Origin of the sequence: Pseudomonas sp. PDM10 (assembly GCF_014852295.1) — a bacterium.
GTDB lineage: Bacteria > Pseudomonadota > Gammaproteobacteria > Pseudomonadales > Pseudomonadaceae > Aquipseudomonas.
On record NZ_JACVBJ010000004.1, the window covers coordinates 200,637 to 223,660 of the forward strand.

At 60.5% G+C, this 23,024-nt stretch carries 13 protein-coding genes and 1 pseudogene; 10 read left to right on the plus strand and 4 right to left on the minus strand.

Going from position 1 to position 23,024, the window contains the following annotated elements:
* Nucleotides 1-82 precede the first annotated feature (82 nt).
* Nucleotides 83-862, plus strand: a complete 780-nt coding sequence (locus IB252_RS15465; RefSeq protein WP_192409418.1) for a TSUP family transporter — start codon at nt 83-85, stop codon at nt 860-862.
* Here the strand turns inward: IB252_RS15465 and nudC are convergent.
* The gene (nudC, locus tag IB252_RS15470) at nt 830-1,660 is read right to left on the minus strand and encodes an NAD(+) diphosphatase (protein WP_008152717.1); all 831 of its coding nucleotides are present in this window, start codon (nt 1,658-1,660) and stop codon (nt 830-832) included. The genes IB252_RS15465 and nudC overlap by 33 nt on opposite strands.
* A 6-nt stretch (nt 1,661-1,666) precedes the next feature.
* Nucleotides 1,667-2,479 (minus strand): crotonase/enoyl-CoA hydratase family protein, encoded by an 813-nt coding sequence (locus IB252_RS15475; RefSeq protein ID WP_192409419.1) that lies wholly within the window; start codon nt 2,477-2,479, stop codon nt 1,667-1,669.
* 563 nt (nt 2,480-3,042) lie between these two features.
* On the opposite strand from IB252_RS15475, the gene glgA reads away from it, so the two are divergent.
* The 9 genes and pseudogenes from glgA (at nt 3,043) to IB252_RS15520 (ending at nt 17,215) form a co-directional block, all read left to right on the plus strand.
* Nucleotides 3,043-4,629 (plus strand): glycogen synthase GlgA, encoded by a 1,587-nt coding sequence (gene glgA, locus IB252_RS15480; RefSeq protein WP_111451593.1) that lies wholly within the window; start codon nt 3,043-3,045, stop codon nt 4,627-4,629.
* A gap of 13 nt (nt 4,630-4,642) precedes the next feature.
* Nucleotides 4,643-6,439, plus strand: coding sequence for a malto-oligosyltrehalose trehalohydrolase (gene treZ, locus IB252_RS15485; protein WP_111451592.1), 1,797 nt, complete (start codon nt 4,643-4,645; stop codon nt 6,437-6,439).
* Nucleotides 6,436-8,514, plus strand: coding sequence for a 4-alpha-glucanotransferase (malQ, locus tag IB252_RS15490; protein ID WP_111451591.1), 2,079 nt, complete (start codon nt 6,436-6,438; stop codon nt 8,512-8,514). The genes treZ and malQ overlap by 4 nt, the downstream gene beginning before the upstream one ends.
* The gene (locus IB252_RS15495) at nt 8,511-11,297 is read left to right on the plus strand and encodes a malto-oligosyltrehalose synthase (RefSeq protein ID WP_192409420.1); all 2,787 of its coding nucleotides are present in this window, start codon (nt 8,511-8,513) and stop codon (nt 11,295-11,297) included. The genes malQ and IB252_RS15495 overlap by 4 nt, the downstream gene beginning before the upstream one ends.
* Before the next feature lie 21 nt (nt 11,298-11,318).
* Nucleotides 11,319-11,636 (plus strand): DUF2934 domain-containing protein, encoded by a 318-nt coding sequence (locus IB252_RS15500; RefSeq protein ID WP_192409421.1) that lies wholly within the window; start codon nt 11,319-11,321, stop codon nt 11,634-11,636.
* Between the two features lie 114 nt (nt 11,637-11,750).
* A complete protein-coding gene (glgX, locus tag IB252_RS15505; RefSeq protein ID WP_192409422.1) occupies nt 11,751-13,910 on the plus strand; it encodes a glycogen debranching protein GlgX in 2,160 nt (719 codons plus the stop codon).
* A gap of 155 nt (nt 13,911-14,065) precedes the next feature.
* On the plus strand, nt 14,066-14,824 hold the full coding sequence (locus IB252_RS15510) for a PIG-L deacetylase family protein (RefSeq protein WP_192409423.1): 759 nt from the start codon (nt 14,066-14,068) through the stop codon (nt 14,822-14,824).
* Between the two features lie 147 nt (nt 14,825-14,971).
* A pseudogene (locus IB252_RS15515) lies at nt 14,972-15,772 on the plus strand (endonuclease/exonuclease/phosphatase family protein).
* Nucleotides 15,773-16,141: 369 nt separating this feature from the next.
* Nucleotides 16,142-17,215: an autotransporter outer membrane beta-barrel domain-containing protein gene (locus tag IB252_RS15520; protein ID WP_192409424.1), complete on the plus strand. Its 1,074-nt coding sequence runs from the start codon at nt 16,142-16,144 to the stop codon at nt 17,213-17,215.
* A 131-nt stretch (nt 17,216-17,346) separates the two neighbouring features.
* Here the strand turns inward: IB252_RS15520 and glgB are convergent, their stop codons facing one another.
* Both glgB and treS read right to left on the minus strand, forming a co-directional pair.
* The gene (gene glgB, locus IB252_RS15525) at nt 17,347-19,578 is read right to left on the minus strand and encodes a 1,4-alpha-glucan branching protein GlgB (RefSeq protein WP_192409425.1); all 2,232 of its coding nucleotides are present in this window, start codon (nt 19,576-19,578) and stop codon (nt 17,347-17,349) included.
* Between the two features lie 2 nt (nt 19,579-19,580).
* The gene (gene treS / locus IB252_RS15530; protein WP_192409426.1) at nt 19,581-22,922 is read right to left on the minus strand and encodes a maltose alpha-D-glucosyltransferase; all 3,342 of its coding nucleotides are present in this window, start codon (nt 22,920-22,922) and stop codon (nt 19,581-19,583) included.
* Between the last annotated feature and the right edge of the window lie 102 nt (nt 22,923-23,024).

The window sequence follows — 23,024 nt, forward strand, 5'->3', positions numbered from 1 at the left end:
GTCGCCGCAGAAGTTGGATCTAGGTAAGATATCGGCCCTTCCCCGCAGCCCTGTCCTGCACCCCGCCGAATAAGCCGATTCCATGCCTTTCGAACTCAGTGTTGACCTCACCACCCTGGCCATTCTGGCCCTCGTCGCTTTCATTGCCGGTTTCATCGACGCCATTGCCGGCGGCGGCGGTCTGTTGACCACACCGGCGCTGCTGACCGCAGGCCTGCCACCGCATCTGGTGCTGGGCACCAACAAGCTCAGTTCGACGTTCGGCTCGGCCACCGCCAGTTTCACCTTCTACCGACGCAAGCTGTTCCATCCAAGGCAGTGGATGCACGCCATTGTCGGCACGCTGGTGGGCGCGCTGACCGGTGCCGTGGTCGCTCACTACCTGCCGGCGGAATGGCTGAACAAGATGCTCCCGGTGATCGTTTTCGCCTGCGGCGTCTATCTGTTGTTTGGCGGCACGCCGAAAGCACCGCTGGACAGCGATGCACCGATCAAGAAAAAGTGGCAATCGACCCAAGGCTTCGGCCTGGGTTTTTACGACGGCGTGGCCGGTCCCGGCACGGGCGCATTCTGGACCGTCAGCACGATGCTGATGTACCCCATCGACCTGGTGAAGGCCAGCGGCGTGGCGCGCAGCATGAACTTCGTCAGCAACATTGCGGCACTGTCGGTGTTCGTGTTTTCCGGGCAAGTGGACTGGATCATCGGCCTGAGCATGGGCCTGTCGGTGATGATCGGGGCGTTCTTCGGGGCTCGCACCGCCATCAGCGGCGGTGCGAAGTTCATTCGCCCGGTGTTCATCACTGTGGTGCTGGGCTTGACCGTGCGGTTAGCCTGGCAACACTGGTTCAGCGTGGCCTAAGCGCCGCGCCACATAGACGTCGATCAGGTAACGGGCAATCGAGCGTGACGCCGGCAACGGCGGCAGCTCATGAACGTTGAACCACTGGGCGTCTTCGATCTCGTCTTCCTGACACACGATCTCGCCACCGGCGTATTCGGCATGGAAACCCAACATCATCGAATGCGGGAACGGCCAGCACTGGCTGCCCATGTACTGGATGTTCTTGACCTCGATCTGCACTTCTTCGCGGACTTCGCGAATCAGGCAGTCTTCGGCCGATTCGCCCGGCTCGGCAAACCCTGCCAGCGTGCTGTAGACCCCGGTGACGAAACGCGGCGAACGCGCCAGCAGGACTTCATCGCCCCGGGTCACCAGCACGATCATGCTCGGCGAAATCCGCGGGTAGCTGCGTAAATCACACGGCTCACAATACATCGCCCGTTCCCGGGTCACTTGGGTCATCGCCTGCCCGCAGTTACCGCAAAAGCGGTGTTCGCGGGCCCAGGTGCCGATTTGCGCGGCATAACCGAGCATCTTGTAAACCGTATGGTCGCCTTCGAGCATGAACGCCCGCAGACCTTTCCAGTTGCAGCCCGGCACCTCGCTGTGACTGCGCAGCTCCAATAAATAGACCGGTTCGCCGTCCAGGTGACCAATGCCATGTTCGGCGAGGATCGACAGGTCCTGACGCTTGAGCCATTCGCGGGGGAACAGCGCGCCATTGTCATCGAACAGAAAGCCTTCGGGGCTACGCGCCACGGCCCAGCCGCCGGGTTGGTCGGTGTCCAGTACTGCAGTGGTCCAGCGTGAAGTCATTTTTAATCAGTCCAGAAATTCGGGTTTCTGTTTGCTCATATGGGCGGCCATGGCCACGCGCAGATCGGTGGATTGCAGCATGGCGGCGTTCCAGGTGGCGACGTATTCGAGGCCGTCATCGATGCGATGGTCGCGCATGTAGCTGATCATCTCTTTGGTGCCGGTGATCGCAATCGGCGACTTGCTGGCGATCTCGCGGGCTATGCCCATGACACCGTCGAGCAGGCTGGCGGTGTCGCTGTAAACACGATTGACCAGGCCCATGCCACGCGCGTCCTCGGCACCGAACGTGCGACCAGTGTAAGCCAGTTCACGCAGCATGCCGTCACCGATGATCCGCGGCAAGCGTTGCAAAGTGCCAACATCGGCCGCCATGCCGATGTCGATTTCCTTGATCGAGAATTGTGCATCTTCGGCGGCGTAACGCATGTCGCAAGCCGCAATCAGGTCGATGGCGCCACCCAGGCAATAACCCTGAATCGCCGCCAGCACTGGCTTGCGACAATTGTCGACGGCATTGAAAGACGCTTGCAGGGCGAGGATCTTACGGCGCAGCAGGCGCGCGTTGCGGCCCACGTCCTTGCCCAGTTCATTGGCCACACCAGCCAGCATCATCAGGTCGATGCCGGAAGAAAAATGCTTGCCCGCACCACTGAGGACCACCACCCGGACTTCGTCGGTGTCATCAATCCACTGGAAAATCTCGATGATCTCGCTCCAGAACGCGGCGTTCATCGAATTGATCTTTTCCGGCCGGTTGATCTGCACATGGGCGATCTTATCGGCCAGTTCGACGGTGAACGCAGTGTACTGAGACATGGCAGTGATCCTTTTACCGGGCAGAAAATGAGGCCCGGACTATAACAAGGCAACATGGCCGGCTGTAAGGCAGTGGTTCGGCCAAAGACGGGACTTGTCAGCTACGCACCACAACAGTGCGCGAACATGGCTGTGTCTCGCACACTCATGTGACATTCCGAATATTTTTTGTGGCAGAACTGCAAAAAAACATGCCCTTCGTCGGTGCGTTTCTCCCTCCAAGCGGTACGTCCGTACCTCTTTAAACCGATTGTCGAACAATTTTGCCATATGGGCTCCCCCGCTCTAAGTTCTGGCCTAGACTCAGTTCCGCGGGGCAAAACCGGTCGGTCACAAAGCGGAAAAAAAGTCGAAACTTTTGCCGGTCGTGACGGGTCAGCTTAAAAGGAGGTGCGTTGCGACTGGTGCAATCCTTGCAACGATCTCTCCAGCCATTCTGCTTCATCGCATTGGCAGCGCTTGCTCACCGATGCGTAGCGCGTTTGCGCCTGGCCACAGGAATTGGCCACGAAATACCGTTTGTGCCAGACCTAAGAATTAGATCAACAACACGGGAGATTCATATGATCAGTGCGGCTTTAGATATTCAGGGAGAACGTGCTCATCAGCAAGTCGGCGAAACGAGCGCCGTGAGTGCCCCCAGTCACCAATCGATCAGCGTCCCCGGCACCAAGACGCTGGCACCGGTGGCCAGTCAGAATCCCAACAAGAAGAAAGTGCTGTTCGTCACCTCGGAGATCGCCGATCTGGTGAAAACCGGTGGTCTGGGCGACGTTTCCGCAGCGCTGCCGCGAGCCATGGCTCATTTGCATGATGTGCGAGTGTTGATCCCCGGTTACCCGCAAGTGCTGCACAGCGAAAATCCGATTCATATCATTGGCGAGCTCGGTGGTCACGCCGCGTTGCCTCCCTGCAAGATCGGGCGCATGGACATGCCCGACGGTCTGGTCATTTACGTATTAATCTGCCCCGAACTCTACGAGCGCGAGGGTTCGCCTTACGGCGCCAACAACGGCCGCGACTGGCCGGACAACCACATTCGTTTCGCCCGTCTGGGCCTGGCCGCCGCCGATATCGCCGCCAACCTTGCACAAATTCACTGGTGCCCGGACCTGGTGCACGCCCATGACTGGCCTGCCGGTCTGGCACCCGCTTACATGCACTGGCGTGGACAGCGCACCCCGACGCTGTTCACCATTCATAACCTCGCCTATCAGGGCGTGACCAGTCTTGGGTCGTGCCCGGAACTGGGTATTCCCATGCATGCCTTGCAACAGGAAGGCATGGAGTTCTACGGCAAGATGTCGTTCCTCAAGGCCGGCATGGCTTATTCGAGCCACATCACCACCGTCAGCGCCACCTATGCCCAGGAAATCACCACCCCGGCCTTCGGCTGCGGTCTCGACGGTTTTCTTGCCGCCAAGACCCAGCAAGGTCTGCTCAGCGGTATTCCCAATGGCATCGATGAAAGCTGGGACGCGGCCACCGACCCGCACCTGTTCTGCCCCTTCAAAATTGGCGATTGGGAAGGCAAAGCGGTCAACGCCGCCCACGTGCGTGAGCTGTTTGGCCTGGACGATAGCGAAGGTCCGCTGTTCGCTGTGGTGTCGCGACTGGTCTATCAGAAAGGCCTGGACCTGACCGAAGCCGTCTCCGACTACATCGTCAAATCTGGCGGGCAGATCGCGATCATCGGTCGTGGCGAGCCGGAAGAAGAACAAGCGATGCGTGAACTGGCCCTGCGTTTTCCAGGCCAGGTCGGCGTGCGCATCGGTTTCAACGAAACCGACGCCCGTCGCATGTTCGCCGGCAGTGATTTCCTGCTGATGCCTTCGCGTTACGAGCCTTGCGGCCTGAGCCAGATGTACGCCCAGCGCTTCGGCTCGTTGCCGGTGGCACGCAACACCGGGGGTTTGGCCGACACCATTGAAAACGGCGTGACCGGTTTCTTGTTCGACGAATCCACGGCTGAAAGTTACGAGGAAGCCCTGAGCCGGGCCTTCAAGGTTTTTGCCTTCCCCGACCTGCTCAATGCCATGCGCTGCCGAGCCATGGCCGCGCCTTTCAACTGGTGCAAGGCAGTCGAACCGTACGCCGAACTCTACGAAAAACTGGTGACCAAGGCGCTGGGCAAATCGGGCAAACATTAAGAGGTTTTCAAAGATGCCGTTACGGACCCTTGAGACCTGGCCCCACGGCGCAATCATGCTGGACGCAGAACACACGCGTTTTGCCTTGTGGGCGCCAGATGCGTTTTACGTCAGTGTCGAACTGGAAGATGGACAGTCCTTGCCACTCCTGCCCCAGGCAGATGGTTGGTTCGTGATCAATACCCGCTGCCCCGCCGGCACGCGTTACCGCTACAACATCGACGGCGAACTGGAGGTGCCCGACCCGGCCTCCCGCGCGCAGGCCGGTGATATCGACCGCCACAGCGTGGTGGTCGACCCACTTGCCTATCAATGGCAACACAGCGCCTGGCTCGGGCGGCCGTGGAATGAGGCGGTGATCTACGAATTGCACGTCGGTGCGCTCGGCGGCTTCAGCGAAGTCGAGCAGCACCTGGCACGCCTCGTGGAACTGGGCATCAGCGCGATCGAACTGATGCCGCTGGCGCAGTTCCCCGGTGATCGCAATTGGGGTTACGACGGGGTTCTGCCCTACGCGCCCCAAGCCTCCTACGGCACTCCCGAACAACTCAAACACCTGATCGACACCGCCCACGGCCATGGCCTGGCGGTGATTCTCGACGTGGTTTACAACCACTTCGGCCCGGACGGCAATTACCTGCATCGCTACGCCAAGGGCTTCTTCCGCGAAGACAAGCACACCCCGTGGGGTGCGGCGATCGACTTCCGGCGGCGCGAGGTGCGGGACTTCTTCATCGACAATGCGTTGATGTGGTTGCTGGAGTACCGCTTCGATGGCTTGCGCCTGGACGCGGTTCACGCCATCGAAGACCCGGACTTTCTTCGGGAACTGGCGCAAAAGGTTCGCCAGCAAACCGATCCGGCCAGGCATGTGTGGCTGACCGTTGAAAACGAACACAACCAGGCCAGCCTGCTCGAAGAAGGCTTCGACGCGCAGTGGAACGACGACGGCCACAACGCCTTGCACGTGCTGCTGACCGGCGAAACCGACGCCTATTACGCCGACTACGCGCAAAACCCCACCGAGCAACTGGCACGTTGCCTGAGCCAGGGCTTCGTGTTTCAGGGCCACGTAACCCGTCACGGTACAACCCGCGGTGAGCCCAGCGGTCATTTGCCGCCGAGTGCTTTCGTGCTGTTCCTGCAAAATCACGACCAGATCGGCAACCGCGCCTTGGGCGAACGATTACATCAATTGGCCAACCCCGATGCGCTCAAGGCAGCCACCGCATTACTGCTGTTGTCACCGATGATCCCGCTGATGTTCATGGGCGACGAGTTCGCCGCCGAACAACCGTTCCTGTTCTTCACCAGCCATCACGGAGAACTCGCGGAGTTGGTCCGCGAGGGACGCCGTAACGAGTTTGCAGCGTTCAGCGCGTTTGCTGATCCGCACACACGCGAGCAGATTCCCGACCCCAACGCGCGCCAGACCTTTGAGGCTTCACGCCCCGAGCTGACATCAACCCGACAATCCGCCATGCACGACCTGTATCGCCAACTGTTGCAGATCCGCCATCAGCAGATCATCCCCCGCCTGCCCGGTGCGCAAGCATTGGGCGCCGAGGTGCTGGCCACAGGCGCGGTAACGGCGCGCTGGCGACTGGGCGATGGCAGTCAGCTGCGTATTGACCTGAACCTCAGCGACACGCCTGTGGTCCACTCCCCACAGGCCGACGCTTCGTTGTTGTTCGAATACCCGCCACAGTCAGCCGGCCTGTTGGATCAGGGCACGCTTGCCCCGTATTGCGCGCTAGTCAACCTCACGGCCGCAGCCCCTTTGCTACCCCCGGATGGAGAGCGCCAATGAGCGATGCGCAACTGGAAATACTGGCCAGCCGAGCAGGCCTGGCAGTCGACTGGATCGACGCCAACGGCCGCCCACAGAAAGTCGCTCCATCAGTGTTACGCAACGTCCTTACCGGACTCGGCCACCCGGCCGGCAGCGCTCAGGAAATCGACGCCAGCCTGCAAGAACTGCAGCAGGTGCAACAAACCCGACACCTGCCGCCGCTGCTGACCGCAGACTTCGGTGTCGGCCTCAGCCTGGCGCATTACTTTGAGCCCGAAACGCCGTGCGAGATCCACCTTGAAGATGGCTCGCGACTTCATTTAAAACTGGATGCCGAGGCGGTCCTGCCCGGTCTGATCCCGGTCGGTTATCAACACGTCAGCATCGACGGGCAGGCATTTACGCTGGCCGTTGCACCGGCTCGCTGCTACAGCGTCGGCGATGCCGTCGACAGCCCGATCCCCCGCGCCTGGGGCCTGAGCGTGCAGCTGTACTCGCTGCGTCGACCGGGCGATGGCGGTTTCGGCGATACCCAGGCGCTGGAAGACCTGGCCCGGGTGGCCGGCGAACGCGGTGCCGAGGCGTTGGCGATCAGTCCGCTGCATGCCATGTTCGGCAGCGACACCCAGCGTTACAGCCCGTATTCGCCTTCCAGCCGTTTGTTTCTCAACAGCCTGTACGCCGCACCGGGCGCCATCCTGGGTGATCGAGCATTGCGCACCGCGATTGATGCAACCGGCCTGGCGGCAGAACTCAAGCACCTTGAAGCCTCGCCGTTGATTGATTGGCCGGTGGCGGCCGAAGCCAAACATCGTCTGTTGCAAGCGCTGTACGAAGGCTTTGTCCAGGGCGAACACCCGTTGCATGCCGACTTCAGCAGCTTCCGCCACGCCGCGGGCGAAGCCCTGGAAAACCACTGCCGCTTTGAAGCCATTCAAGAAGCCCGCGCCGCCAAAGGTGAAAGTCTCGACTGGCGGCATTGGCCCGAGCAATGGCAAAACCCGCGCAGCGCGGCTCTCGCCGAATTCGCCGAAGAGAACGCCGGACGCATCGGCTTCTTCGCCTTCTGCCAATGGCTGATCACACGCTGTCTGGAACGCGCCCAAACCGCCGCCCGCAGCGCTGGCATGAGCATTGGCCTGATCGCCGATCTGGCGGTGGGTGCCGATGGCGGTGGCAGTCAGGCCTGGAGTCGTCAGGACGAGTTGCTCGCTTCGCTGACCGTGGGTGCACCACCGGACATTCTCAACCGCACCGGTCAGGGCTGGGGGATTTCCGCGTTCTCGCCCGAAGGTCTGGTACGCAATGGCTTTCGTGCCTTCATCGAAATGCTCCGCGCCAATTTTGCCCACGCCGGTGGCCTGCGCATCGATCACGTCATGGGCCTGCAACGGCTGTGGGTGATCCCTAATGACGCGTCACCCGCCGACGGCGCCTACCTTTATTACCCGGTGGACGACCTGCTGCGTTTGCTGACCCTCGAGTCTCATCGCCATCAGGCCATCGTCCTCGGTGAAGACCTCGGCACCGTGGCTGACGGTCTGCGAGAAAAGCTCATCGCCCGCTCGATCCTGGGTATGCGCGTGCTGCTGTTCGAACAGGACAACGCGCACTTCAAGCCGATTCTCGACTGGCCGGACAACGCCCTCGCGACCACCAGCACCCATGACCTGCCGACGCTCAATGGCTGGTGGCATGGCCGCGATATCGACTGGAACGCCCGACTGGGCCTGGTCGACGCCCCGGGTGAAATCGAATGGCGCCACCACCGCGAACGCGAGCGTGAAGGCCTGCGCCGGGTGTTGAGCGAGGACCCGCAGAACTTTCGCGACGAGTCCCATGAAACCGATCAGGTGCTCGACGCCGCGATACGTTTCCTCGGTCATACCCGTGCGCCCCTGGTGTTGCTGCCGCTGGAAGATGCCCTGGGCATCGAGCAGCAGGCCAATCTGCCCGGCACCACCGACACGCATCCCAACTGGTCCCGACGCCTGCCCGGCGACAGTGAAGCCTTGCTCGATGACCCGGACGCCGCCCGACGCCTGGAACTGCTCGCCTGTGCGCGGCTTCAGGCGGCCGAGCGTGACCAATGAAGCAAACGCTTATCCAACCGCTGCGGGCGACCCTGCGGCTGCAGTTCCATAAAGACTTCACGCTGGACGATGCGGTGCCGCTGGTGCCGTACTTCGCCAGCCTCGGCATCAGCCACGTCTATGCGTCACCGCTGCTGAGCGCCCGCGCCGGTTCCATGCACGGTTACGACGTCGTGGACCCGACCACGGTCAATCCGGAGTTGGGCGGCGAAGCGGCACTGCGGCGTTTGGTCAGCGCATTGCGCGAGCTGAACATGGGGCTGATCCTCGACATCGTCTCCAACCACATGGCCGTCGGCGGTGGCGATAATCCCTGGTGGCAGGATTTGCTGGAATGGGGACGCCTGAGCCCTTACGGCGAGTTCTTCGATATCCAGTGGCATTCGCCCGACCCGTTAATGGAAGGTCAGTTGTTGCTGCCCTTCCTCGGCAGCGACTACGGCATCGCCTTGCAGGACGGCACCCTGCCCCTGCGTTTCGATGCGCAAAAGGGCGCGTTTTATGTCGAGCACTATGAGCATCACTTCCCGATCTGCCCGACGAGTTACGGCGAACTGCTCAGGACCGATGACCCACTGAGCGCCGAATCGCTCAAGTCGCTGGCAGACCGTTTCAGCACCTTGAGCTACCAGACCGACGCCCACAGCCTGGCGATACCGCTGAAAACAGAGTTGCGTGAACGGGCCAGCGATCCGGCGATTCTGCAGGCCATCCAGCAAAACCTCAGCGCTTACGACTCGCTCACTGCCGAAGGTTTCCAGCGCCTGCACCAGTTGCTTGAACGCCAAAGCTATCGCCTGGCCAGTTGGCGCACGGCGGCAGATGACATCAACTGGCGGCGTTTTTTCGATGTCAACGAACTGGGCGGCCTGCGGGTCGAACGCCCCGCCGTGTTCGAAGCCACCCATGCAAAAATCTTCGAGCTGGTGGCCGAAGGGCTGGTTGACGGTCTGCGCATCGACCACATCGACGGTCTCGCCGACCCTCGGGGCTACTGCCGCAAATTGCGGCGGCGAGTCGACAGCCTGTCGCCGGATCGGCACCTGCCGATCTACGTCGAGAAGATCCTCGGCGAAGGTGAAACCCTGCACCGTGACTGGTCGGTGGATGGCACCACGGGTTACGAGTTCATGAATCAACTGTCGCTGCTGCAACACGCTCCGGAAGGCGCCGACACGTTGGCCGAACTGTGGAATCGCTACAGCGAACGGCCCGCCGATTTCCGTCAGGAAGCACAACTGGCCCGCCAGCAGATCCTCAACGGCTCCCTCGCCGGAGACTTCGAAAGCGTCGCCCAGGCCCTGTTGCAAGTGGCCCGGGATGACCTGATGACCCGCGACCTGACCCTCGGTGCGATTCGTCGAGCGTTGCAGGAACTGATCGTGCATTTCCCGGTGTACCGCACCTACATCAGCCCCCGTGGGCGTACGGCTGAAGACGATGTGTTTTTCCAGCAAGCCATGAACGGTGCGAGGCTTACCCTCGGCGAGGCCGACTGGCCGGTGCTCGATTGCCTGGCCCGCTGGCTGGGCGGTGAATCATGGCGCAAACGCCCGCTGGGCCGGCCGCGCAAGATGCTCAAGCATGCCTGTGTGCGTTTTCAGCAACTGACGTCGCCGGCGGCGGCGAAGGCCGTGGAAGACACCGCGTTCTATCGTTCGGCGACATTGTTGTCGCGCAATGACGTGGGCTTCAACACCGAACAGTTCAGCGCGCCGGTAGCCGACTTCCATGCAGCTTGCGTCAACCGTCTCGACGAGTTTCCCGATAATTTGCTGGCCACCGCGACCCACGACCACAAACGCGGCGAAGACACCCGCGCGCGCCTGGCGGTGCTGAGCGAGCGCAGTGCCTGGTACGCCGACCAAGTGCCGCTCTGGCAGGCCCTCGCCCGCCCCCTGCGCGACGACGAGCAGATGCCGACGGCGGGCGATGAGTTGATCCTCTATCAAGCGATCCTCGGCAGCTGGCCGCTCGATTTGCACAGTGACGATCAAGCAGCGCTGGAGAACTACACTCAACGGGTGTGGCAGTGGCAACAGAAAGCCTTGCGCGAAGCCAAGTTGCAAAGCAGCTGGAGCGCGCCGAACGAGGCTTACGAACACGCAGTTCACCAATTCCTGCAACGTCTGCTTCTGAGCCCCGAAGGTGAACCGTTGCGCGCGGCCCTCGGCAAGGCAGCCAAGAGCATCGCCGTCCCCGGCGCACTCAACGGATTGGCGCAAACCTTGCTGCGCATGACCGTGCCGGGGGTGCCGGATCTTTATCAGGGCAACGAGTACTGGGACTTCTCGCTGGTCGATCCGGACAACCGCCGGCCGGTGGATTACGCCAGCCGTCAGCAGACGATGCAGACGCCCTTGGCACTGCCCGGGCTGTTGGCTGACTGGCGCGACGGGCGTATTAAACAAACGCTGATCGCTCATGTGTTGAACCTGCGGCTCGAGCACACCGAGCTGTTTCGGCGAGGGACGTATCAGGCCCTTGAAGTCGTCGGCAGCCAGGCTCACAGGGTGCTCGCATTTGCGCGCTCGCTGGAAGGAAAACGCGCCATCGTGATCGTGCCGATACGCTGCGCCGAACTGCTGAAAAACAGTGCCGAACCCCTGATTGACGCGCCGCTGTGGGGCGATACACGGATCAAATTACCGTTCACCGCCCCTGATGAACATTTGAAGGGACTTTTTTCAAGCACAACAGTCACACACCAAAGGGAGCTGAACATCAGCGACGGGCTGGGGGATTTCCCGGTCAATCTATTTATCCAAACTACCCACACTTGAGTTCAGTTCAGGAGCATTTCGATGAGTACTAACGATAAACGCATCCGCGAATTCGCCTATCAGATCTGGGAATCGGAAGGAAAACCCGAGGGCCAGGACGCTCGCCACTGGGAGATGGCCCGCAAACTGGCTGAAGCCGAAGCGCTGGCACCGAGCAAATCGCCAAAAGCCGCTGCCAGCAAAACCGCCGCCACCAAGGCCCCTGCCAGCAAAGCCAATGGCAAGGCGGCGGAACCAAAAACCAAAGCCAAGCCCGCCGCTGCCTCCAAGGTCATCCCGCCGGGCGAGAAAGCCAGCGAGAAAAAGCCTCGAGCAGCGCGTAAGCCGCCCGCTGTCTGACGCCTTTCACCTTTGTCCTGATTGACCTCGTGGCGAGCCTTCTCGCCACCGAGGGCTCGCTCGCCCTCAAAAAAAACCAGAGCCAAGAATTGTCCCCCCTTTGCAGGAGCACCTATGACCAGTCCGAAGAAAGCCGCGCCAGAACCTCAACTAGAGGCCTCGCGAATCCGTGAAGGCTTGCCCTTCCCGCTGGGCGCGACCTGGGATGGCCTAGGGGTCAACTTCGCCTTGTTTTCCGCCAATGCCACCAAGGTCGAGCTGTGCATCTTCGATGATGCCGGCGAGGTCGAACTGGAACGCATCGAACTGCCGGAATACACCGACGAGATCTACCACGGCTACCTGCCCGACGCGCATCCGGGGATGATCTACGGCTACCGTGTCTACGGCCCGTACGACCCGGCGAACGGTCATCGCTTCAACCCCAACAAACTGCTGATCGACCCCTACGCCAAACAACTGGTCGGCCAGTTGAAATGGTCCGAAGCGCTGTTCGGCTACACCATCGGCCACCCCGACGCCGACCTCAGTTTCGATGAGCGCGACAGCGCGCCGTTCGTGCCCAAGTGCAAGGTGATCGACCCCGCCCACACCTGGGGGCACGACCATCGGGTCAGCGTGCCGTGGGACAAGACCATCATTTATGAGACTCACGTGCGCGGTATCAGCATGCGTCACCCCTCCGTCCCCGAGAATGTGCGCGGCACCTTCGCCGGGTTGATGGTCGATGATGTGCTGGAACACATCCGCAAGCTCGGCGTGTCGACCGTGGAATTGCTGCCGATTCATGCCTTCGTCAACGACCAGCATCTGTTGCACAAAGGCATGACCAATTACTGGGGCTACAACAGCATCGCGTTCTTCGCCCCCGACCCGCGGTACCTGGCCAGCGGCAAGATCGCCGAGTTCAAGGAGATGGTTGCACACCTGCACGAAGCCAATCTTGAAGTGATCCTCGACGTGGTCTACAACCACACCGCCGAGGGCAACGAACAAGGCCCGACCCTGTCCATGCGCGGCATCGACAACGCCTCTTACTACCGCTTGATGCCCGACGACAAGCGCTTCTACATCAACGATTCCGGTACCGGCAACACCCTGGACCTGAGTCACCCGTGCGTGCTGCAAATGGTCACCGACTCCCTGCGCTACTGGGCCTCGGAAATGCACGTGGACGGTTTCCGTTTCGACCTGGCGACCATTCTCGGGCGCTACCACGATGGCTTCGACGAACGTCACAGCTTCCTTGTGGCCTGCCGCCAGGACCCGGTGCTGCGCCAGGTGAAAATGATTGCAGAAGCCTGGGATTGCGGCCCCGGCGGCTATCAGGTCGGTAACTTTCCGCCCGGCTGGGTCGAGTGGAATGACAAATTCCGCGACACCGTGCGTGCGTTCTGGAAAGGCGACGACGGCCAACTGGCGGACTTCGCCAGTCGCATGACCGCCTCCGGCGAGATGTTCAATCAGCGTGGCCGACGGCCGTACGCCTCAGTGAACTTCGTTACCGCCCATGACGGTTTCACCCTGAACGACCTGGTGTCGTACAACGACAAACACAACGAAGCCAACGACGAGAACAATCAGGACGGCAGCAACAACAACCTGTCCTGGAACCACGGCGTCGAAGGCCCGACCGACGATCCCGAGATCAATGAGCTGCGTCAGCGCCAAATGCGCAATTTCTTTGCCACGCTGCTGCTGTCCCAAGGCACGCCGATGCTGGTGGCCGGCGACGAATTCGCCCGCACCCAGGAAGGCAACAACAACGCCTATTGCCAGGACAGCGAGATCGGTTGGGTCAATTGGGACCTGAGCGAAGACGGCAAGGCCCTGCTCAAGTTCGTCAAACGACTGATCAAGTTGCGCCTGGCCTACCCGATCCTGCGTCGCGGCCGGTTCCTGGTGGGCAATTACAACGAGGACATCGGCGTCAAGGATGTCACCTGGCTCGCGCCGGATGGCAGCGAAATGTCCATCGAACAATGGGAGGAAGGCCATGGCCGCTGCCTCGGCATGCTGATGGATGGCCGTGCTCAAGAAACCGGCATTCGCCGCAAAGGTGCTGACGCCACCTTGCTGTTGGTGGTCAACGCGCATCACGACATCGTCAATTTCCTGCTTCCGGAAGTGCCTGATGGCAGTTTCTGGACCTGCATGATCGACACCAATCAACCGTCGATTCGCGGGCAGGAACGCTTCGAGTTCGGGCACGAATATTCGGTCACTGGCCGTTCGCTGCTGCTGTTCGAATTGCAGCGCGAGGAAGAAGAGTGAAATGGACCTTCAGGGATTAGCTGCCGCCCGGATGAAAAAACATGCCGAATGGAACATCGGGGCGACGAATAGCGTGACATGAGCAATACTCTGTTCGCGGCAATCCAGGGTTTGGAGCGCCGCACATTGCTATCAACGAGAACAAGGACGTAGCCATGAAATCCGTCACCATCAGTGAAAGCAGCCTACCCGTACAAATCTGGAACAGCGCTCCGCAACTGGACAACATTCCTGTCATCAGTACTCAGACCCTGGTCCCCGCCGGCGCACGCGCTGTAGTGATTGCCCCACACCCTGGCGATGAAGTCGTGACCTGCGGCGGCCTGCTGCAGTTGCTCAGCGCCCTGGGACATCCCCTGCAATTAATCTCGATGACCGACGGCAGCGCCAGCCATCCGGGCTCGCAACAGTGGTCGGAGAAACGCTTGAGCGTGTTCCGCCCCCAGGAAAGCCTCGAAGCCTTGCGCCGGCTCGGGCTGCCGATGCACAGCCTCAAATGGATTCGCGGTGGCTTCACCGATAACGCGCTGGCTGAACGGGAATTTCAGATGACTCAATTCATTGCCCGTTATTTACGCCCCGGGGATGTGGTGTTCAGCACCTGGCGCGAGGATGGCATTGTCGACCATGACGCCGTCGGCCGGGCCAGCGTCAAGGCCGCGGCCATGGTCGGGGCGGCGTTCAACGAAGTACCGGTCTGGGCCTGGCACTGGCCAACGCGTGATCGAGGGCTCATCCCGTGGCATCGCGCACGCAAGGTTCGCCTGGACACCTGGACCGTCGCGCGCAAAAGCCACGCCACCCACGCCTATGCCAGCCAGCTCGACGGCGAGCCGGCCATCGGCCTCGCCCCGCTGCTGCCCCCGGTGCTTCTGGAACGGATACGGTTGCCGTACGAAATTGTCTTCATCTGACGCAGCGCTGGCAGCAGCCTGTAGCAGCTGTCGCAAGTTCGACAGCTGCTACATTTTGGTGTGAAGGCTGCTTACGACGAATCACTCTGAACTGCCCGCCGCTGTATCAGTCGCATACATAACCCGTCCTGATTCAGAGGAGTGAACGTGACCAGTGATTCCAAGTGGCAGGCCGTCGAATCATCTCCGTTGAACACGCCCCCGGCGATTCATCGGCTGAGAGTGCTGACGGTCAACACCCACAAGGGTTTTACCGCACTCAACCGACGTTTCATTCTCCCGGAACTGCGTGAAGCGGTACGCAGCACGTCGGCGGACCTGGTGTTTCTGCAGGAAGTCGTCGGTGAACACGACCGCCATTCCACTCGCTACAACGATTGGCCGCAGACCTCACAATACGAGTTCCTGGCCGACAGCATGTGGAGCGACTTCGCCTACGGTCGTAACGCGGTCTACCCCAATGGTCACCACGGCAATGCCCTGTAATCGAAGTACCCGATCCGCGAACACCGTAACCTCGACGTCTCGATCACCGGCCCAGAACGCCGCGGCCTGCTGCATTGCGTACTGGATGTGCCGGGGCACACTGAAGTGCATGCGATCTGCGTGCACTTGAGTCTGTTGGAAAGCCATCGACAGTTGCAGCTCCAGCTACTGTGCCAACTGCTCGAATCCTTGCCCGATGATGCACCGGTGATTATCGCCGGCGACTTCAACGACTGGCAGCTGCAAGGCAATACCGCCCTCGCCCGACGCGACTATCTGCATGAAGCCTTCGAGCGTCACCTCGGTCGCCCGGCAAAGACCTATCCGGCGCGCTTTCCGCTGCTGCGTCTGGATCGGATTTATCTGCGCAATGCCAGCAGTCATGAGCCGCGAATACTGGGGCACAAGCCCTGGACGCATTTGTCGGATCACTTGCCGTTGGCGGTGGAAGTGCATCTTTGAAACGTCCGCCGGCCTGCAAATATGGGTGTCAGAGTGAGTGGGCAGACCGGTAGCCCACTATCAAAAACGCTCTGGGACGCGGATTTTTTGACGATTTTCCGAACAAACAAGAACTTAGATGTGCGGCGAAAATCAATCACTTGCAAGCCCTAAAATACAGCTACCATTTATCGGCCATTTTCTTGACGCAATGTCAAGGGTCTTCTTAGCTACACATTACTACCCCCGGAAATACACCAGGGGCAAACCCCAAGACACCCGCAAAATCGGGCGGCCAAAGGCTTGCCCCACTACATTCGGTCGCCCCTCATTCGGGTAGGAGAGAGACGCCAGAGCGAGATACCGCATGCGATTGCAAGGCAGACCTCCATGAAAACTTCATTCACCCAACAAGAGATCAAAGTAACTTTTTGCACTGTCTCGAGCTCACTTCTTCTGTGCTCGTCCATGGAAGCACTGGCAGGGCCGGCAGAGAATGAAACCACGCCTTGGTACCGTCACGATGTTCCGGTCATGACCTTACCCTCCGTCACTTTCACCGCCCCCTACTCCGGCCACTTCAGCGCCGCCTCCGATACACGAAGTTCACACCTGACCATCGAGGGTGCGACACCTTCGGCCTGGGATCAGATGTATGGACTGGCTTCGCGGCAGGCGCAAACCGATGTTCTGGCTCAGGGGTTTGCCGTCCCTGGCAGTAGCGAATTCAAAGGTCCGGCGATCCTGACGCTGCAAAGCGATAGCGGTCATATCCAACGGCTCGGGCTGGTCGGCGGCATGACTCAGTTACAAAGCAATAGCAACGGACTGCTGACCGGTCGCGCCCTTGCTGACCCCAGCCACGACACCCTCAACCTCGAAGGCCAGAGCCTCGGCGCTTACTGGAGTTTGACCGGGCCCCAAGGCTGGCACGTGGACTTGACGGCCAGCGGCGGCCGGGTCAACGGCTATACCCGCAATGACCAGGGCGCCCGACTGGCGACCGAGGGCAACGCGGTGACGCTGTCGGTGGAAGGTGGTTTCCCCATTGGTCTGAGCGATAACTGGGTCGTTGAACCCCAGGCGCAATTAATCAATCAACGCATTACCCTGGACACCCCGTATGCCGGCTCAAGCAATGCCTCGTCCGGCGATCTGACGTCCTGGAGCGGCCGGGTCGGTGCGCGGTTGAAAGGTAGTTACGACATCAACGGCCTGGGGGTCGAACCCTATGTGCGAACCAACGTGTGGCATACGGTGTACACCAGCGATACCGTGAACCTCGATCAGGTCGAGAAGATCAGCAGCAGCCGCTACTCATCGACCGTCGAAGTGGGTTTGGGCCTGGTGGCCAGAGTGACGCCCACCGTGAGTCTTTACGTCAGCGCCGACTACAGCAGTGATGTGGATGGCAATGATTTGAACGGGTTGATTGGGAGTTTGGGTGTGCGGATGCGGTGGTGAGTGTCTGACTTGATCGTTCCCACGCTCTGCGTGGGAATGCAGCCCGGGACGCTCTGCGTCCCAAGAGCCGAACGCGGAGCGTCCGTTGAGGCATTCCCACGCGGAGCGTGGGAACGATCAGGTTCAGAAGCCTAACCCTCCGGACGCAGCATCAACACCGCCAGCGGCGGCAGGTTCAATACCAACGAGAGTGCCTGGCCATGGCTCGGCTCATCCTCGGTAAACGCCCCGCCGCTGTTGCCATAGTTCGAACCGGCGTAAGTGGCCGCATCGCTGTTGATCACCTCGGTCCAACGCCCGGCAAACGGTACGCCAATGCGATAACCCTCACGCGGCACCGGGGTGAAGTTAGCCACCACCAACACCGGCCGCCCCTCCCTGCTCCAGCGCATGAAGGCGTAAACGCTGTTGACGGCATCATCACCAATCAACCACTGGAAGCCTTGCGGCGCGTCGTCCTGATCATGCAGCGCCGGTTCTTCGCGATACAGCCGATTAAGATCGCCGACGAGTTTCTGCACACCTTTGTGTTCCGAGTACTGCAGCAAGTACCAGTCGAGTTGCTGATCGTGGTTCCACTCACGCCACTGACCAAACTCGCAGCCCATGAACAACAGCTTCTTGCCCGGATGTGCCCACATGAAACTGAGGTAGGCGCGCAGGTTGGCGAATTTCTGCCAGCGATCGCCCGGCATCTTGTCGATCAGCGAGTGTTTGCCGTGTACCACCTCGTCGTGGGAAATCGGCAGGATAAAGCGCTCTGACCAGGCATACACCAGGCCAAAACTCAGTTCGTTGTGGTGATGGGCACGGTACACCGGGTCCTGCTGGATGTAGTGCAGCGAATCGTGCATCCAGCCCATGTTCCACTTGTAGTCGAAGCCCAGCCCACCCTGTTGCGTGCCCTGGCTGACACCCGGCCATGCGGTGGACTCTTCGGCAATCACCAGCGCACCGGGGGCTTCGAGGTCGACCACGTCATTGAGATGGCGCAGGAAGTCGATGGCTTCGAGGTTTTCCCGACCGCCGTGACGGTTTGGCACCCATTCGCCGGCCTTGCGCGAGTAATCGCGATACAGCATCGAAGCCACGGCATCGACCCGCAGGCCGTCGACATGGAAATGTTTGAGCCAGTGCAGCGCCGAGGCCAGCATGTAGCCGTGCACTTCGGTGCGACCCAGGTTGTAGATCAGCGTGTCCCAGTCCTGATGGAAGCCTTCCTGCGGGTTGCCGTATTCGTACAGCGCAGTGCCGTCGAATTGCGCCAGACCGTGAGTATCGGTCGGGAAATGGGCTGGCACCCAATCGAGGATCACGCCGATATCAGCCTGGTGGCAGGCATTGACGAACGCGGCGAAGTCATCCGGCGAGCCGTAGCGGGCGCTCGGGGCGAATTGCGACAACAGCTGATAGCCCCAGGAGCCGCCGAACGGGTGCTCCATGATCGGCATCAGCTCGATGTGGGTAAAACCCAGTTCCTTCACGTAAGGAATCAGCCGCTCGGCCAACTCATGCCAGGTGTACAGGCGCGCAACTTCGCCCAGATCATCCAGCTCACATTGCCAGGAGCCGGCATGCAATTCGTAGATCGACAGCGGCGCACTCACCCGATGACGGTCGCCCCGGGATTGCATCCACTCGTGGTCCTGCCAATCGATGTTCAGCGGCGAAGCGACTTTTGACGCGGTGTCCGGCGGCAGCGAGGTGGCCAGTGCCATCGGGTCGGCCTTGAGTGGCAGAATGCCGTGGCTACCGAGGATTTCGTATTTGTACGTTTCCCCCGCTTGCATGCGCGGGACGAAAATTTCCCATACGCCGGTAGGATGACGCAGGCGCATCGGGTGCCGGCGACCGTCCCAGTTGTTGAAGTCACCCACCACCGACACCCTTCTGGCGTTCGGTGCCCACACGGCGAAACGCACGCCATCGACACCGTCGACCGTTTTCAGCTGCGCGCCCAGGCAAGCGCTGAGATCGCGGTGATTACCTTCGGCGAACAGGTACAAGTCCATCTCGCCGAGCAACGGGCCAAAGCTGTAAGGGTCTTCGCAAACCTGTTCGCCGCCGGCCCACCGGGTTCGCAGCAGATACGGCTGCGCCCGATCGAAGTGCCCGACGAACAGGCCCGGCGTCTGGGTAGCCTCAAGGTTGCCGAGTTCTTCCCCGGAGTCCTTGGCCAGTACCTGCACGCTCAAGGCGTCCGGCAAATAGGCCCGAATGAATTGCCCGCCGGCACCATCGCCGTGGGGGCCAAGAATTGCAAAGGGGTCGTGATGTTCGGCGCGTACCAGTGCGTCGATGTCCCGCGATCTGGGCAGCAACGCTTCTTTAGCGTGACCCTGTTCCTTGTTCGAGAAACTCATGACTACTCTCCACCAAGATCGGAAAAGGGTTTAAGCCCACTCAATAACCCATACAAGCCGTGCAACGGCACGGGCAACCATGTGGGGCGATTTTCTGCCTCGTAGGCCACTTCATACGCTGCCTTCTCCAGGCCGAATAACGCCAACGCGGCGTCCTCGCCTTCCGGATCTTGCCATGCATGAGCAAGACTAGCTGCCGCCAACCGATAAGCGTCGACAAATGCGTGTCTTGCTTCATTCAAATAGCGATCGGCGACACGTTGACGAGCGGCTTTGGCATCGGCCGTGTTGTCGACGTTGTGCACATTGATCGCCATCGCCGCAGCGTAGTCAAAGGAGCGCAATACGCCACTGACATCTTTGTACGGGCTGTGTTTGCCCCGTCGTTCGTGCAGCGGCCGCGCCGGCTCGCCTTCGAAGTCGATCAGGTAGGCGTCGCCCTTGATCACCAGCACCTGGCCCAGGTGCAAGTCGCCGTGGACGCGAATGCGCAGACCCCCAACGGCTTTTTTGCCCAGTTCCTGAACATGGCTGAGGATGGCTTTTTTGTTGTCCAGTAAATGAGTGACCAAGGCTTTGTCTGTCGGGTTCAATTCGCTTTGATGCTGTTTGAGCAACTTCAGCGCGTGCTCCAGTTGCGCCGCCACGTCCTTGGCGCAGGCCAGGGCATCTTTCTGGGTGGTGACCTTCGGGGCGAAGTCCGGGTTGTCGCTGGGCGCCGCCAGCACCTGATGCATTTCACCCAGACGCTGACCGAGCATGCCGGCGAAGTCTCTCAGTTCACCCAAGGCGTTGTAGTGTTGCTCCTGCTCGGACATGGCGTCGGCCAGCTCGTCGCGCAACGCCCGTTCGAGGTTGTTCTGGGTCCATTCCCAGGCGTCGCCCTGATTGCTCAAGTAGCCTTGGGCAATCATCAGCAGACTTTCCTCACCCGCCGGATCACGGCGAACCACCGAACCCAGCAACGGCGAGATATTGCGGAAACCGGCATGAGTCAGGTACGCGCTCATTTCCAGTTCCGGGTGCACGCCGGACGCGACCTTGCGGATCAGTTTCAGCACCAGGCTGTTGCCGATCACCACCGAACTGTTGGACTGCTCGGCGGACAGGTAACGCACTTCCGATTCCCCGGTCAGGCCGAGTTTCGCCAGTTCCCACGTCGGCTCAAAGCAGATATCGCCCGCACTGGATGGCACTACGGTATTACTTTGCATGCCCTGCAATACCGCATGCACAAAGGTATCGAGGCTGAAGGCATCGGTGATCAAGCCGACCTGACGCACGCGCCGGACCCGAGACAAGGCCAGTTGCTGAGGCAACGCGGCACCCACCTGATCTTCGGAGATAAAACCGAACGGCAGCTGATAGCGGCTGGTCTGGCCGCCACTGGTGACGTCGATTTCACTCAACAGCACCGGATGTTGTGGATCGCCGAAGCGCACGCCGTAAGCGATGTTGACCTGTTCGATGGCCGCGTCCTTGCCGGCAAACCAGCGGCGGTTCTGTAGCCAGCTCGGCAAGATGCCCTGCTCCAGCGTGTTGCGGGACGGCGCTTCGAGCAGTTCCTCCATGCGCTTCTTCAGCACCAGCGTGGTGAAGTCCGGCAGGCTTTGCGCCGGTTCCACGTGCCAGCTTGGCATCTGGTTTTCTGCTGCCAGGCCGAACCAGTAGAAGCCGTAAGGCGCCAGGGTCAGCAGGAAATTCAACTGGCCGATCGGCGGGAAGGCGTTACCGCCAAGCATTTCCACCGGCACCATGCCGGCATAAGCGGATAAATCCAGCTCCGCCGCTTGCGCACTGCGCGATACGTTGGCCACGCACAGAATGATTTCGTACTTTCCATCCGGCCCGGTGAATTCGCGGGTGTAGGCCAGGATCCTGCGGTTAGTCGGCGAAAGCATTTTCAGGGTGCCGCGACCGAAGGCCTTGGACTGCTTGCGCACGGCAAGCATGCGCCGAGTCCAGTTGAGCAACGAATGCGGATCGCCGGCCTGGGTTTCAACGTTGACCGACAGGTAACCGTATTGCGGGTCCATGATCGGTGGCAGCACCAGGCTGGCCGGGTCGGCACGGGAGAAACCGCCGTTACGGTCAATCGACCACTGCATGGGCGTGCGCACGCCGTCACGGTCGCCGAGGTAGATGTTGTCACCCATGCCGATTTCATCGCCGTAATACAGGGTCGGCGTGCCGGGCATCGACAGCAGCAAACTGTTCAGCAACTCCACACGACGACGGTCGCGTTCCATCAACGGCGCCAAGCGACGGCGAATCCCCAGGTTGATCCGCGCCCGACGGTCGGCCGCGTAGTAATTCCACAGATAATCGCGCTCCTTGTCGGTGACCATTTCCAGGGTCAGCTCATCGTGGTTGCGCAGGAAAATCGCCCACTGACAGTTGGCCGGGATCTCCGGGGTCTGACGCAGGATGTCGGTGATCGGAAAACGGTCCTCCTGGGCCAGCGCCATGTACATGCGCGGCATCAGCGGGAAGTGGAACGCCATGTGGCATTCGTCGCCGTTCAGGCCTTTGGCGTCGGTGTCGCCGAAGTACAGTTGTGTGTCTTCCGGCCATTGGTTGGCCTCGGCCAGCAACATGCGGTCCGGGTAATTGGCGTCGATTTCGGCACGGATCTGCTTGAGGACGTCGTGGGTCTCGGGCAGGTTTTCGTTGTTGGTGCCGTCGCGTTCGATCAGGTACGGGATCGCGTCCAGACGCAGACCGTCGATGCCCATGTCCAGCCAGTAGCGCATCACCGACAGCACAGCTTTCATGACTTGCGGGTTATCGAAGTTCAGGTCTGGCTGGTGGGAATAGAACCGGTGCCAGAAGTACTGGCCGGCCACCGGGTCCCAGGTCCAGTTGGACTTTTCGGTGTCGAGAAAGATGATGCGGGTGCCGTCGTACTTATGATCGTCATCCGACCAGACGTAGAAATCCCGTGCCGCCGAGCCTTTCTTGGCCTTGCGCGCACGCTGAAACCAGGCGTGCTGGTCCGAGGTGTGGTTGATGACCAGTTCGGTAATTACCCGCAGGCCACGTTTGTGGGCTTCAGAAATGAAACGCTTGGCGTCGGCCATGGTGCCGTAGTCGGAATGCACACCACGGTATTCGGCAATGTCGTAGCCGTCATCACGCCGTGGCGAGGGATAGAACGGCAACAGCCAGATGGTGTTGACGCCCAGATCGGCAATGTAATCGAGTTTGGCGATAAGACCGGGAAAGTCGCCGATCCCGTCATTGTTGGAGTCGAAAAAAGACTTAACGTGAACCTGGTAAATCACCGCATCCTTGTACCAGAGCGGGTCTTTGATAAAGGTGGCTGCCTTGGGTTTCTTCGCCATTTGAAACTCCTGTTGAATTCAGTGAAGCCCTTGAGCCGAACGCCTACGTGTGGTGAAGGGGGCTTTTTGTGGCGAGGGGATTTATCCCCGTTGGGCCGCGAA